The organism is Nitrospirota bacterium, assembly GCA_016178585.1.
In the GTDB taxonomy this organism is placed as follows: Bacteria; Nitrospirota; Nitrospiria; order JACQBW01; family JACQBW01; genus JACOTA01.
Genome location: JACOTA010000019.1, coordinates 1 through 14,091 on the forward strand (window position 1 = coordinate 1; position 14,091 = coordinate 14,091).

Annotated in this window: 13 protein-coding genes; 10 read left to right on the top strand and 3 right to left on the bottom strand. The window is 44.6% G+C overall.

The window, feature by feature from the left end:
* Positions 1–246: 246 nt before the first annotated feature.
* Positions 247–1,473 carry a hypothetical protein gene (locus tag HYR79_03535; protein ID MBI1820762.1) on the bottom strand — a complete coding sequence of 409 codons (1,227 nt, stop codon included), beginning with the start codon at positions 1,471–1,473 and terminating at the stop codon, positions 247–249.
* 56 nt (positions 1,474–1,529) lie between these two features.
* On the opposite strand from HYR79_03535, the gene queC reads away from it, so the two are divergent.
* The 10 genes from queC to HYR79_03585 all read left to right on the top strand — a co-directional run bounded on the left by queC (position 1,530) and on the right by HYR79_03585 (position 11,647).
* Positions 1,530–2,219 (top strand): 7-cyano-7-deazaguanine synthase QueC, encoded by a 690-nt coding sequence (queC, locus tag HYR79_03540; GenBank protein MBI1820763.1) that lies wholly within the window; start codon positions 1,530–1,532, stop codon positions 2,217–2,219.
* Between the two features lie 101 nt (positions 2,220–2,320).
* Positions 2,321–2,566, top strand: coding sequence for an AbrB/MazE/SpoVT family DNA-binding domain-containing protein (locus tag HYR79_03545; GenBank protein MBI1820764.1), 246 nt, complete (start codon positions 2,321–2,323; stop codon positions 2,564–2,566).
* Entirely contained in the window at positions 2,563–2,967 is a 405-nt protein-coding gene (locus HYR79_03550) for a type II toxin-antitoxin system VapC family toxin (GenBank protein ID MBI1820765.1), read from the top strand. The genes HYR79_03545 and HYR79_03550 overlap by 4 nt, the downstream gene beginning before the upstream one ends.
* 14 nt (positions 2,968–2,981) lie before the next feature.
* On the top strand, positions 2,982–3,605 hold the full coding sequence (gene nth / locus HYR79_03555) for an endonuclease III (GenBank protein ID MBI1820766.1): 624 nt from the start codon (positions 2,982–2,984) through the stop codon (positions 3,603–3,605).
* A gap of 224 nt (positions 3,606–3,829) precedes the next feature.
* Complete coding sequence (locus HYR79_03560) at positions 3,830–4,279, top strand: c-type cytochrome (GenBank protein ID MBI1820767.1); 450 nt, start codon at positions 3,830–3,832, stop codon at positions 4,277–4,279.
* A gap of 463 nt (positions 4,280–4,742) precedes the next feature.
* Positions 4,743–5,894: a methionine adenosyltransferase gene (locus HYR79_03565; protein MBI1820768.1), complete on the top strand. Its 1,152-nt coding sequence runs from the start codon at positions 4,743–4,745 to the stop codon at positions 5,892–5,894.
* Between the two features lie 71 nt (positions 5,895–5,965).
* On the top strand, positions 5,966–7,240 hold the full coding sequence (locus HYR79_03570; GenBank protein MBI1820769.1) for an adenosylhomocysteinase: 1,275 nt from the start codon (positions 5,966–5,968) through the stop codon (positions 7,238–7,240).
* Between the two features lie 129 nt (positions 7,241–7,369).
* Complete coding sequence (locus HYR79_03575; protein MBI1820770.1) at positions 7,370–8,212, top strand: acetyl-CoA carboxylase carboxyltransferase subunit beta; 843 nt, start codon at positions 7,370–7,372, stop codon at positions 8,210–8,212.
* A 32-nt stretch (positions 8,213–8,244) separates the two neighbouring features.
* Positions 8,245–9,540, top strand: coding sequence for a bifunctional folylpolyglutamate synthase/dihydrofolate synthase (locus HYR79_03580; protein MBI1820771.1), 1,296 nt, complete (start codon positions 8,245–8,247; stop codon positions 9,538–9,540).
* Between the two features lie 43 nt (positions 9,541–9,583).
* A complete protein-coding gene (locus HYR79_03585) occupies positions 9,584–11,647 on the top strand; it encodes an LPS-assembly protein LptD (GenBank protein MBI1820772.1) in 2,064 nt (687 codons plus the stop codon).
* Positions 11,648–11,653: 6 nt separating this feature from the next.
* Here HYR79_03585 and HYR79_03590 read toward each other — a convergent pair whose 3' ends face one another.
* Together HYR79_03590 and HYR79_03595 are read right to left on the bottom strand one after the other, a co-directional pair.
* The gene (locus HYR79_03590) at positions 11,654–12,463 is read right to left on the bottom strand and encodes a M14 family metallocarboxypeptidase (protein ID MBI1820773.1); all 810 of its coding nucleotides are present in this window, start codon (positions 12,461–12,463) and stop codon (positions 11,654–11,656) included.
* A 383-nt stretch (positions 12,464–12,846) separates the two neighbouring features.
* Entirely contained in the window at positions 12,847–13,863 is a 1,017-nt protein-coding gene (locus tag HYR79_03595; GenBank protein MBI1820774.1) for an IS110 family transposase, read from the bottom strand.
* Between the last annotated feature and the right edge of the window lie 228 nt (positions 13,864–14,091).

Sequence of the window (14,091 nt, forward strand, 5' to 3'; positions counted from 1 at the left end):
AAAAAAACAGGAAGAAACAAGGGGGTAGGTCTCCACTACAGGGCAAGTGAGATAGGTCTATGTTGATTTTTCAATCAGTTACATAAAAAAGAGGCCTGAAAAAACCTTAAAATCATCACGAAGTGAGAAAGTCGGGCTAGCCGCCTGGATACTCACACCATGGATTGCCACGTTCCCGTTTGTCGCTCGCAATGACAAACAGGGTGTCATTGCGAGGAGGTTTTTTCGACGAAGCAATCTCTTGTCTTAATTCAGCGTGACTTTTTGAAAAAAGATCTGATAGTTTCCGCCCGTGACGGAGTTATCATCCCAGACAAAATAGGCGGCCTTTCCCACAATCGCCATTCCCGGGGCATAAGAAAAACTATCCCCTCCGGAGGTATTCGAAATATTAAACGCCCCGGAAAATGTTGACCCTGTATTTGTCGTTCGTGTTAAAAAAACATCATATTTTGTCTGTCCGCCCGGTATTGAAAAGAAGGCGACATAAACATACTGGCTGGAATCCAACGCGATGGCAGGACCATACGAACTTCCATTATTGGAAAGGTTGACGGGAATCGAATTAAATGGAGAGTTGGTCTTTAGTGTATTGAAATAGACATCGCTTCCGGACTGAGCCGGATTCCAGGAAACGTAGCTATTTCCACTGCTATCGACACCGAGCGCGGCGCTGGATGCTGTTGCCTGGCTCCCCGATACATTTAGGGATGTTATTACCGGCGGAGTTGCCTTTGAAAGATATAGACCACTCGTTGAAATGGTCGATTGATACACCATATAAGGGATACCTCCAAAAACGGTAATTTTAGGGTATCCCAAAAATGCGCCCGTTGTATTATCGGTAACCTTTACCGGCGTTGAAACAGAAAGAGGATTGGTAATCGGTATCGAGGCATAATAAATATCGTTAATAGTAGAGTTCGCTTGGCAAGTACTGCACTGAGTCCACGAAACATAGAGGCTGTTACTGCCTGAATCGTAGGCAATGTCCGCCGGAGGAGCCGCTCCTCCTTGTCCACTTTGTGAAAATGGAACCGCTTGAGTTGAAACTTGAAGAGTAGTTTGAAAAGCTGAAGAAGTTGTATAATTTAATAATATCCGGGTCCCTGATTGCCAGATCACATAGGCATTTCCGGTGCCATCAGTTTTTATGCGGGGGAAAACTCCTCCACTGGATCCGGGAATAGCAATTGGGGTTTGGAAACTACTGCCGTCATTGGTAGAAGACGAAAATAAGATATTACTATTTGTTTTATCTTCCCATACGACATAAATTCCTGAGGGATCAATTGCTATTTGAGGATTTCTGGAATTAATTGCTCCGGTGGCAGGGTTAGGAAGGATGATCGTTTGGGAAGAAATCGTGGCAAAATTAGGAGCGGTATTCGGTCCAGGGGGAAGCCCGCAGCCAGTGCTCCCTAAACTGAGAATGAGAAGAATGCCCGATATCGTTTTTTTAACACTAAACATTATTTAATTATTTTATAATAAAAGATATAATAAATCCATTAACTTAGAGTGTATAAATGAATTTAAATAAAGTCGTTATTTTGGTCAGCGGAGGGTTAGATTCCACCACCGTTCTGGCGATTTCAAAAGAAAAGGGAGAGAAAATCCACGCCTTAAGCTTTGATTATGGCCAGAGACACGCCATTGAACTTGAGAGCGCAAAGAAAATCACGGCGTATTACAAAGTCTCCCATAAAATCATTACAATTGACTTGAGGCAGATCGGAGGATCTGCGCTGACCGATGATATTGCGGTTCCCAAGGACAGAAATGTCACCGAAATGTCTGCCGCCATCCCGATTACCTATGTCCCTGGACGGAATACGATCTTTCTTTCATTCGCCATGGCTTTTGCCGAGATAACGTCAAGTCAGGCTGTTTATATCGGGGCAAATGTTCTTGATTACAGCGGTTACCCCGATTGTAGACCTGACTATTTAAAAGCTTTTGAACAGATGGCAAACCTTGCTCTGGCCACCAAAGAAAAAAATATCCCTCCGCTTGAAATCCGGACGCCGCTTCTTTATATGACAAAAGGGGAAATTGTAAAAAAAGGGAAAGCATTAAATATCCCCTTTCATCTCACCCATAGTTGTTATGATCCCTTGCCGACAGGGGAGAGTTGCGGAAGGTGCGATAGCTGTCTTTTAAGAAAAAAAGGTTTTTCTGAAGCGGGGATGTCAGACCCGGTTTCTTATGCAAATTAATTTTGATGATAAACAATTCCAATATTAAAAAATGCAGATGGATTTGATTTTATCTTACAAATATGATAATGTAAGACATAACTCAACATGGAGGTTTAAAATTGGAATCTGTTCATGTAACGAGCAAAGGGCAACTGGTCGTGCCATCCAGGCTCAGGAAAAAGTACGGCATTAAACCCGGAACAAAAGTCTGTTTTATTGAACGTGATAATGAAATCTTGTTTCAACCTGTCACCCCTGAATATATCCGGAGTGTATGTGGCATTTTAAAGAGCAATACTTCAGTGACGCAAGAGTTGCTTAAAGAACGGGCAAAAGATAAAGAAAAAGAGAAAGAAAAATATTGAAAAAAACAGTTGTCGTCGTCGATAGCTATGCAATCCTTGTTTTTTTATTCCAGCAAAATGGATATGAAAAAGTGATTGCGTTATTTGAAAAAGCCGCGGAAAAGGATATTCCCGTTTTAATGACTTCAATCAACTGGGCTGAAGTACGCTATATGATTGAACGAAAATCGGGAACCGACAGGTGGAATGAAGTGCGGCCTAAACTCCTGGGACTTCCACTCGATATTATTTCATGTGATCATTCTCTCGCCGAGTCTGCCGGTGAAATCAAAGCTTTTCATAAAATGTCCCTTGCGGATTGTTTTTGCGCGGCGCTGGCAAAACAGGAAGGCGCGGAAGTCTATACGGGCGATCCTGAGTTCAGATCCGTCGAGAAAGATATAAAGATTGTTTGGCTATAAATTAAATTGAAAAAATGATTGAATCTAAAACCTTATTAAAGCTGTTTGATCAGGCGATTCCGGAGCCTGAAATCGAATTGAAGCATTCTAATCCTCTCGAACTGTTAGTCGCGACGATTCTTTCGGCGCAATGCACCGATGAGCGGGTCAATAAAGTTACAGAGGTTCTTTTTAAAAAATATAAAACCGCCCAGGATTACGCAAAGGCTGATCCGGCCATTTTTGAAAAAGAGATTCAATCTACCGGTTTTTATAAAAACAAGGCCAAAAATGTGATCGCGGCGGCCCAGGCGATGGTTAAACAGTACCAAGGAAATGTCCCCAACATCATGGAGGAATTGACAACATTGCCCGGAGTAGGGAGAAAAACCGCCAATGTGATTCTCGGAGGATGGTTTAAACAACCTGCCATTGTCGTGGATACTCATGTCAAAAGGGTTTCAAAAAGATTAGGTTTAACAGAATCGGAAGATCCAGAAGTCATAGAAAAGGATTTACAGAAATTGTTTCCAAGAGAAAAATGGACGAAAATCTCCCACCAGATTTTATTATTTGGCCGTTATTCTTGTAAAGCCAGGTCCCCAAAATGTGAAGGGTGTAAATTTTATCAAACTTGTATAAGCAAAGGAAAATGGTGAGATGGTTTCAAAATGAATCCCTAGAACAGAGTTAGAAAGCTGTCATTGCAACAAAGTGAAGCAATCTCAAGACTTTACGATAAGATTGCCACGCACCCTTCGGTGCTCGCAATGACATGATTAATAAGTGGGTGCGAAGTCTATCGCTGGTCTTGGGTGAATTGTTAAATATTGGTTTTAATGGTTTTTTATGTTAAAATCGTCTAAATTTTAACAGAGGATGGATGATGAAAATTCAACCTATTATTTTTACAGCTATTTTATTATTTTGTTTCTCTTTTTCTAACGGTTATTCATTAGCCGCTGAGCGGGATCCTTTGCTCCCGAGGGTTCCCAAAGACCTCTTGCCAAAGGTAAAAGAGATGAAAAACCCTTTTCCGGAAACTCCTGAAAATATTGCCAAAGGAAAAGAAATATTCGAAGGGAAGGGGACCTGTTATGTTTGCCATGGGAAGGAAGGAAAGGGTGATGGAACGGCCGCTTCGGGTCTCGAACCCTCTCCAAGGAATTTTACCAATCCCGCTTTTCATGCCGCGAGAACCGATGGAGAGTTATATTGGGTGATTAAAAACGGAAGCCCCGGCACGGCGATGATCCCAATGGTAGGAAGCACGATTGACGAAGAAGAGGCGTGGTACGTTTTATTATATGAACGGACTTTTAACAAGAAGTAAAATAATGGTCTCGCAGCAGGCTTCGCCTGAGCGAGACCCGGGGTTCGGGGGCATCGGAGGATTTCACGAAGTGAAACCGCACGGGCCCCTGAATAAAATAGTTGAGTTATTGCCTTGACAAAATGGACGGGGTTCGATATTATCCACCCCATCATTTTAAATGATCTCGAACTTATTTAAGATAAGAATTTTCTGGTTTTTCTTGGATTTTAAGTTTAAGGTGGAATGATTTAAGGTACAATTGCAACCACCAAAAAAAAGTGCTAATTAGTCCAGAGTTTAAAACCCTGTGCTTTTTGCATAGGGTTTTTTTTTGAAATAAATAGAGATAAAAGTCTCGCAACAGGCTTTGCCTGGGCGAGGCTGGGGTTCGGGGGCATGAAAAACATAGCTTCGCTGCAGAAGCGCTTGCGAGCAAGCTTTGTGGCACAGGCCCCTGAGTAAAAAGCGAAGGAGCCAATTAATGAGTAAAGAGAGTCATTTGTTCACCTCCGAATCGGTAACGGAAGGGCATCCCGATAAGATTGCTGACCAGATTTCCGATGCGGTTTTAGATGCGATTATTGCCCAGGATCCGACCTGCAGAGTCGCCTGTGAGACGATGTTAACGACAGGGTTAGCGTTTGTCGCAGGGGAGATTACCACATCCTGTTATGTTGAAATTCCCGATGTGGTCAGAGAAACGATTAAAAATATTGGTTATACGAGAGCCAAATACGGGTTTGATTATGAAACCTGCGGGGTCATGACCTCTATTCATAACCAGTCGCCTGATATTGCGATGGGAGTGGATACAGGGGGGGCTGGAGATCAAGGGCTTATGTTTGGATACGCCACCAATGAAACGCCCGAACTGATGCCCATGCCGATTCTTTTAGCTCACCGTTTGACCAAGAAATTGACTGAATTGAGAAAAAATAACAGTTTGGATTTTTTGAGACCGGATGGAAAATCGCAAGTCACTATTGAATATATCGACGGAAAGCCGAGATTTGTCAATACGGTTGTTATTTCCACTCAACATGCTCCCGATGTAAAAATGAACGAGTTGCGTGAAGCGATTATTGAAAAAGTCATTAAACCGGTGATTCCGGCGGAACTTATTGATCCTAAAAAAATCATCTACCATATTAACCCGACCGGCCGCTTTGTAACCGGAGGCCCGATGGGAGATACCGGTTTGACAGGGCGAAAAATCATTGTCGATACCTACGGCGGCATGGGTCGGCATGGCGGAGGGGCCTTTTCAGGAAAAGATCCGTCGAAGGTCGACCGTTCGGCCTGCTATATGGCCCGTTATGTCGCCAAAAATTTAATCGCGGCGGGCATTGCTGAAAAGTGCGAAGTTCAGCTGGCCTATGCGATTGGGGTGGCCGATCCGATTTCGATTCTGGTGGATACGTTTAACACGTCTGACCTTCCCCATGACAAAATCACCAGGCTTGTTCGCGATCATTTCCCGTTAACGCCAAAGGGGATGATCGACCATTTAAGGTTAAGAAGACCGATATATAAAAAGACGGCTGCTTATGGACATTTTGGAAGAACGGAGCCTGAATTTACCTGGGAAAGAACCGACCTGGCCGATACGATCAAAAAAGCCGCCGGGTTGTAACGGTCTTTGTGACGAACCAATTCAACAATTAAACATTTCAACAATTAAACAGGTCTACTAAGAGGATTTTAATGGAATACGATATTAAAGATATAAAATTGGCTGAAAAAGGGAAGTTAAGAATTGAATGGGCGGAACAAAATATGCCGGTTCTCCGTCTGATTAAGAAAAGATTCAGGAAAGAAAAGCCTTTGGCCGGGTTAAGGGTGTCAGCCTGTCTTCATGTGACCACTGAGACGGCTAATTTGATGGAAACGCTTAAGATCGGCGGAGCAGAGGTTTTAATCTGCGCGTCAAATCCGCTGAGCACTCAGGATGATGTGGCGGCGGCCCTTGTCGACCGGTTTGGGATTCCAACCTTTGCCATAAAAGGGGAAGATAATAAAACCTATTATAGCCATATCCAGGCGGCTTTAAATTATAGACCCGCGATTACGATGGATGACGGGGCAGACCTGGTTTCCACGCTTCATTCCGAACGGCCTGAACTTCTAAAGCATGTCGTGGGGGGGACAGAAGAAACGACAACCGGTGTCATCAGGCTTCGAAGTATGGCGGACAAAAAGGTCTTGAAATTTCCGGTCATTTCGGTCAATGACGCTGACACGAAACATATGTTTGATAATCGGTATGGAACAGGACAGAGCACGCTGGATGGGTTTTTGAGAGCGACCAACCGGTTAGTGGCGGGGTCTGTGTTTGTCGTGGCAGGTTATGGGTGGTGTGGAAGAGGTTTAGCCTTACGGGCCCACGGAATGGGCGCCAATGTGATCGTGACAGAGATCGACCCCTTAAAAGCGCTGGAAGCGGTGATGGATGGTTACCGCGTGATGCCGATGACCGAGGCTGCGTCCCTGGGAGATTTCTTCTGTACGGTGACCGGCGACCTTAAGGTTCTCCGTAAGGAGCACTTTGCCGTAATGAAAGATGGCGCGATCGTTGCCAATTCAGGTCATTTCAATGTGGAAATCGACATCCCGGCCCTTGAAAAAATGGCCAGGAAGAAAAGAGTGATTCGGGAATTTGTGGATGAATATACCCTTCCAAACGGCCGCAGGATTAATCTTCTGGGGGAGGGAAGACTGATTAATCTGGCTTCCGCGGAAGGACATCCTTCCTCGGTGATGGATATGAGCTTTGCCAACCAGGCGTTATCCGCGGAATATATGGTTAAGAATGCCTCCCAGCTTGAAAAGAAAGTCTATGCGGTTCCAAAGGAAATTGATAAAGAAATCGCCCGGTTGAAATTGGACGGGTTGGGAATTCATATTGATAAGCTGACGCGTGAGCAGGAAAAGTATCTGGCGTCCTGGGAAATGGGCACCTATAGTCCGATACGTCGATAAGAGGCCATCTGCCGCGTTCTCGTCGTTCGGCAATCCTCATGTACTGACTTTGTACACTCCGGTTGCCTCGCTCCTGCGGCCTTGCATATGGCCTCTTCTCAACGATCGGATTGAAAGGTGTGGATATGTATGGCGTGGTTTAAAAGGACGAACCGACTCGAACCCTCTGAAGGACGTCGGGTAAAAATCCCGGAAGGTCTCTGGGTTAAATGCAATAACTGCAGGGAGTTGGTTTATCGAAAAGAGCTGGAAAAAAACTTTCATGTTTGCCCGAAGTGCGATTATCATTTTCCGATTTCTGTTGAGGAACGGATTGCCCTGATTCTGGATGAGGGGAGTTTTAAGGAACGCGACGCCGCAATGGAGCCGACCGACCCCCTGAATTTTAAAGACATTTTGAGATATAAAGACCGTCTGAAGGTTTATCAGGAGAAAACGGGGCAGAGGGACGCCTTCATTTACGGGGATGGCCTGATTAACGGTCTGCCTGTGGTTTTTGGAGTTTTTAATTTTAGCTTCATGGGCGGGAGCATGGGGTGTGTGGTGGGAGAAAAAATCGTCCGTGCGGCCGAAAGGTCGGCTGAAACTCGTCACCCCCTTATTTTGGTCAGTTCTTCCGGCGGGGCCAGAATGCAGGAGGGGATTTTTTCTCTCATGCAGATGGTAAAGACGTCCGCGGCCGTGGCCAGACTTCACGAAGCCGGCGTTCCTTTTATTTCTATTTTAACCGACCCGACCTTTGGAGGTGTCACCGCCAGTTTTTCAATGTTGGGTGACATTCATATAGCGGAACCGAAGGCGTTAATCGGTTTTACAGGTCCCCGGGTAATCGAACAGACCATTAAACAACAGCTTCCGGAAGGATTTCAAAGGTCTGAATTTCTAATGGAACACGGGATGCTGGATATGATCGTCGAAAGAAAGAAATTAAAAGAAACTTTAAGTCACCTGGCAGGCTTTTTTATTTCGTAAATCCAGCTTCAGACGGATTTCATCCCACATCGATGACGTATCAGAAAACCCTCGAATATTTGTTCCTGTTGCAAAAGAACGGGATGAAGCTGGGTCTTTCCTCCATGTTCGAGTTGTTGTCAAATCTCAATAATCCCCATCAGAATCTGAAAACCATTCATGTCGGCGGGACGAATGGAAAAGGGTCCACCTGCTCCACGCTGGCGGCCTGCCTCCAGGCTTCCGGATATAAAGTCGGGCTATATACGTCCCCTCATTTGATTGATTTCAGCGAACGCGTTGTTGTGAACTCTATTCCGATCGCTCAAAAAGATGTCATACGACTGACCCGCTCGATTATGAATTCAATGAAGCATACCCCGACTTTTTTTGAATTCACGACGGCGATGGCCTTTTTATATTTTTTGGAACAGCAGGCCGATATTGCCGTAATCGAAGTTGGGCTGGGCGGGAGATTGGATTCGACGAACGTTTTAACCCCGCTGGTTTCAGTGATTACCAATATCGACTATGATCATCAGGAATATCTGGGAAGCACCCTGTTTGAAATAGGCAACGAAAAGGCCGGGATTATTAAAAAAGGGGTTCCCGTGGTTTCAGGCGTTTCTCAACCTGGGGTCCGTGACCTGATCTCCCGGACGGCCGCTTCCCTGAATGCCCCGGTTTTTCGTTTAGGGAGCGATTTTTCATTCAAATCCTTAACGTCTGCGCAATTTCAAAGTTTTTTTGACTACAAAGGGATCAATCGTTCTTTTTCCAATTTGTCGACCCCATTACTGGGGGAGCATCAAAAAGCCAATGTTTCTCTTGCCCTGGCTGCGTTGGAGTTAATCCTGGAAAAAGGTTTCAAAGTCACGGAAGAACATCTAAGAGAAGGAATTCAAAAGGTTGACTGGCCCGGAAGAATTGAAATCATTAAGGAAAAACCTTTGATGATTTTAGACGGCGCCCATAACCCGGCAGGGGCCAGAGTGTTGGCTGAATTTTTACGGGGATTGAATTCTTCGGGGAATAAATATTTAATTCTCGGTATTATGAAAGATAAAGATATTTACAAAATCGGCGAGGCCTTATTTCCCTGGGCGGACGAAATCATTTTAACCCAACCGCATTTTCAGCGCGCGGCTCCGCCTCAAGACCTCCGCGAGGCTCTCCCCCCAACCTCTAAACCTGTTCATCTGATTGAAACGATCAGTGAGACGCTCCGATTTTTAAGAACCAGGACCCTTCCCGATGACATCATTTGTTTCGCGGGGTCTCTTTATACCATCGGAGAGGTTAAGGCGGCCCTGGAAGGAATTCATATTACTGTACCCCTTCATGGATAAGACCCGCCTCCTATTTTTTCCCTTCATCCTTTATTTTTTTATTATGATGACCTCTTTTCTTTTCTATTCCGCGCCGGCACAGGCTCAGGAACCGATAAAGGGTTTAAGCAAAGAGCCTATCCAGTTACAGGCCGATCATCTGGAATTTTTTCAGGAAACGCAAACCTATGTGGCGACAGGCCATATCAAAATGATTCAGGAAACGAAAGAAATGTCCGGGGATGTCGTCAATTTTAATCAGGGAACCGGCCAAATGGAAATTTCGGGGCACGTCATCATTTCAGAAGGAGCCAATCAGATCAAGGCCGATAAAGTTGTTCTGAATGTAAAAAGTCAGACAGGGATTATTTACCAGGGTCATATGATCTTTGGGCCTGATCACTATCATTTGGATGGGGAGATCATTGAAAAAGTCGACAGAAATGAGTACTTCGCCAGAAACGCCATGGTGACCACCTGCGAGTGCATTCAATACCAGGACCCTTCACCTCCGCTTCCCTGGAGAATTACCACAAGCGAACTTAAAGTGAGTCCAGACCACTATTTAACGGGAAAGAATGTTTTTTTTGAAATCAGGAATATTCCTGTTTTTTATTCGCCTTTTCTTTATTTGCCGATTATAAAAGAACGTCAGAGCGGGCTCCTCATTCCTAAATTGGATTACAATAGTCAGGACGGTTTTAAAATTCTTCAGCCTTTTTATTGGGTGATTGCTAAAAACCAGGATGCGACTTTTTCGGTCGATTACAGATCCTTAAGAGGGCTGGGTGCGGAAATCGAGTATCGGTATGTTGTCAATTCTTCTTCCAGCGGGAGCTTATTTACCCATTTTTTTAAGGATACGCTGGTGGGGTTGGAACGTTCGGAGGTGAGATATGGCCATTCACAGACCCTTTCTGAACATGTCAATGCCAGAATCTCGCTTAACTATGTGAGTGACCAGGATTTTTTTAAAGATTTAAGCGTATCCACGATTGATCGAAGCCAGCGAAGCCTGGAATCGAACGTTTATGTTTCAGGAATATGGGAAAACCAAACGGCTTATTTGTTGACGCGTTTTACCCGAGATCTGACGACGGATAGCGATTTGACTCTTCAAAAGTTACCTGAAGTCGGATATTCGTTTCACACAGCGCCCATTTTTTCCTTTCCTTTGTATCTTGATTTTAATTCAACCGCGACCTATTTTTACCGGCAAACCGGTTTAAAAGCGGGACGTTCCGATACCTATGTCAGGTTGATTGATGAAATACCGCTTCCTCATTTTGGAATTTTGACCCCGCGGGCAGGTCTCCGGAAAACGATTTACACGAGAAGTATTTCAGAGGACCATAAATTCGAAAGAAATATTTCAGATCTGGGGGTGGGCCTGGATTCCAGCGTCAGCCGGGTTTATGGCGGTTCAGAAGCTTTAACGCATGTGATTGAATCCTCTCTCCTTTACGAATATGTCCCTCCGGTAGACCAATCAGATCTCCCCCAATTTGATAATCTCGATTTTATCCCGGATAAGAACCTTTTTACTTATTCGCTGACGAATCGTCTCCTGAAAAAAGAGGAGGTGTTTTATTTAAAATTAACCGATAGTTATCTGGTCAATCCAACGGAGGGGAGATTTTCAGATTTGAGATCGGAAATGATGATCCGTTCGGGAGAATTTAAGGTCAAGACCGACGGTTATTTTAATTTTTACAGCGGGTCCACTGATATTTTTAATGCCGATATTTTAATCGACTCTCCGGGTTTAGGTTTTTTTTCTGTTGGAGAAAGATTTTCCAGACAGGGTTCCATTCCGAAAAAGGGGGATATTTTTAACCCGCTCTCTTTGGGCCTTCTTCAAGATCAACCCTTCCCCATTCGCTTTTTAACCTCGACGGTTAGAATTTTTCTTCCCTATCGGTGGACCTTCGCGGCACAATATTATTTTGATTATCAAAATAATATTGTCGCCGAAGCGGATTACGGCATTCGGTACATTGCAAATTGCTGGGGTTTTTCTGTGGGATATGTCCGTTTTCCGGAAAAAAGCCAGGTCACCTTCTTAATTAATTTAACGGGTCTGGCCGAGCAGGGTTCCGATAATTTAAAGAGCCTCTTTGGCAACTGAATCGGCTCACCTTTTTAACGATTCCAGAGCGGTGTAAAAAGCGGTTGAGTGGATGTCGACCCGTTCTTTTATTGTGAGGTGGACGGGCGTTTCGAAAGTTAAAGAATGAGACGTCCCTTTTGAGAAAAAATAAAAAGCCAGCGGCCAACCCGGGGTCTTTTGCAGAATTTCCTGGAAATTCGGAGACGGGGTTTGTTCATCTCTTCCGATGACCCCGTTTTTGGCAAAGAGACCTTCGATTTGTTCGCGGAGATTAATGGGATATTGTTTTGAAACGGCTTTAATTATTTTTTCCCCCCACCTGGGGGTTCCGCTTTGGACCGTTTCATAAAGATAAAAGCCAGGCGTATCGATATCCTCATGAAAATCAATATGCAGCCTGAACGGAATAGAATGAATAATTTCTTTAACAAAGAGCACCTCGCGAGGAGGGGAACAATGGTTGAATTGCCGGTTGAGGTCTATTCCCGACAGGTTTTCTCTTTGGTGATATTCATAACCGGAGGGATTGATGCAGGGAAAAACGATAAAATCGAACGATTGCAGATAAAGGTCCTGAAACGCCTTCGATTCGATGACCGAAAGAATCGCCTCCACGCCTCCCGGCTCATCCCCATGGATACCGGCAGAGAGACAAATATTTTTTTTAACGTATTGAAACGGTTTTTTATTCTGTGATATATAAAGCACATAAAGAGGATATTCTTCTTGATCGTGCCGGATTTTTTCAGGGACACTGATTTTAATGCGGGAAGAACTTTGCCCTAATTTTTCAATTCTCCTGGCCAGGTTATAAAAGTTTCTTTTTTTCTCCATTTTTTTATTTTATCATATTTGTGATCAGTTCTTCAAATGCGGGTATTCTTCCAGGAACAGAGATATGGACCCATCCCGTTTCGCAAGGATGTTTTTCAATTGAGGCGCAGAAGGAGCAGATTGCATTCATATATTCGGCCTTTGGTTGGAAGTTTTATTTGCTTCCTGGCCCCGATGGAATCCGCGCGCTCTCTCCTTATCAGAGATACGGCCTTTTTTGGCCCTTGTTCTTGTCAGGTTCTGAGAGCACCGGTCTGACCTGTCTTGCCATCTATTATTAAAAACAATCCCAGCAATCCTTGGCGGGGTTATCCTCCTTTTTTGTTCCCTGCAAACATTTTTTCTTTTTTTTAGTTTATTTTTTTTATTTCGTCCTTTAAGTCCTAATCCGCTTTTCGATAGGCTTCTTCACTTGTCATTAAGGCCCAGACAATTCGAGCATTTTTGTTGGCCAGGGCCACTGCCGCAACGTTGGCGCCTCGCCGGTTCTTAATATTTCTGATCCATTGGCTTCGGGGATCTTTTTTATTGGAAGCCAGTTTGACCACGGATCGTCCCCCATGAATGAAAAGCGTTCGCAGATGCCGATCACCTCGTTTACTGATCCCCAGTAAGACGTTCTTTCCTCCGCTTGAGCGTTGGCGCGGAACCAAACCCATCCAGGCTGACATCTGTCGGCCATTCTTAAACATCTTCGCATCTCCCACCGAGGCCACCACCGCTGTGGCAGTCATAGGGCCTATCCCTTCGATCTTCCCAATCTTTTGACATATTGGATGAGCCTCAAACACCCGCTTGATCCTTTGGTCATATCCCGCTATCCTCTGATCAAAGGCCAAAAGCTGTTGATAAAGCTCATAAAATAACTCCCGGCTCATGCCGGTCAGTTCATTGTCCGTATCGGCTAAGATCGCCGGAAGACGCCGACGAACACTGGCCACTCCTTGGGGAATGACAATCCCATACTCCGCTAATAATCCTCGAATTTGATTCACAAGCGCCGTGCGATCTTTAATGATTAAATCCCGCATCCGATGAAGACTCTGGATGTCCTGTTGATCCACGCGCTTAATCGGCACAAATCGCATGTTCGGCCGGGTCAGGGCCTCACAGATCGCTTCCGCATCGTTAGAATCGTTTTTATTACTCTTCACGTACGGCTTTACAAACTGCGGGCTGATGAGTCTCACGGTATGTCCCATCTTCTCAAAAACCCGGGCCCAGTAATTGGCACCTCCACAGGCTTCTATCCCAATGACACAGGGAGGAAGATTCACAATGACTTCGGAAAGCTTCTTGCGACTGACTTGTTTCCTTAAGATCACTTTTCCTTTCTCATTGATCCCATGAAGCTGAAACACTTGTTTTGCGATATCAATCCCTAATGTGGTAACGTTCATCTGGACCCTCCTTCTTTTATTGGATGAATGTTTCAAACCTTATCAACATCCATCATGCCTTCTCTCAAGGCATTTTGAAAGAGGGATGGGTCCATCCCATATATATATATAGGATTTGCAACTCCTTGTTTTGCCTGTCATCGCGAGCGCCCGCAGGGTGCGTGGCGATCTCGATTCACGATGGCGAGATTGCTTCGCTTCGCTCGCAATGACAACTTTCTATCTTTG

Coding starts and splice junctions, on each gene's coding strand:
- HYR79_03535 (MBI1820762.1), bottom strand. CDS start 1,473: ATGTTTAGTGTTAAAAAAACGATATCGGGCATTCTTCTCATTCTCAGT.
- queC (MBI1820763.1), top strand. CDS start 1,530: ATGAATTTAAATAAAGTCGTTATTTTGGTCAGCGGAGGGTTAGATTCC.
- nth (MBI1820766.1), top strand. CDS start 2,982: ATGATTGAATCTAAAACCTTATTAAAGCTGTTTGATCAGGCGATTCCG.
- HYR79_03560 (MBI1820767.1), top strand. CDS start 3,830: ATGATGAAAATTCAACCTATTATTTTTACAGCTATTTTATTATTTTGT.
- HYR79_03565 (MBI1820768.1), top strand. CDS start 4,743: ATGAGTAAAGAGAGTCATTTGTTCACCTCCGAATCGGTAACGGAAGGG.
- HYR79_03570 (MBI1820769.1), top strand. CDS start 5,966: ATGGAATACGATATTAAAGATATAAAATTGGCTGAAAAAGGGAAGTTA.
- HYR79_03575 (MBI1820770.1), top strand. CDS start 7,370: ATGGCGTGGTTTAAAAGGACGAACCGACTCGAACCCTCTGAAGGACGT.
- HYR79_03580 (MBI1820771.1), top strand. CDS start 8,245: ATGACGTATCAGAAAACCCTCGAATATTTGTTCCTGTTGCAAAAGAAC.
- HYR79_03585 (MBI1820772.1), top strand. CDS start 9,584: ATGATGACCTCTTTTCTTTTCTATTCCGCGCCGGCACAGGCTCAGGAA.
- HYR79_03590 (MBI1820773.1), bottom strand. CDS start 12,463: ATGGAGAAAAAAAGAAACTTTTATAACCTGGCCAGGAGAATTGAAAAA.
- HYR79_03595 (MBI1820774.1), bottom strand. CDS start 13,863: ATGAACGTTACCACATTAGGGATTGATATCGCAAAACAAGTGTTTCAG.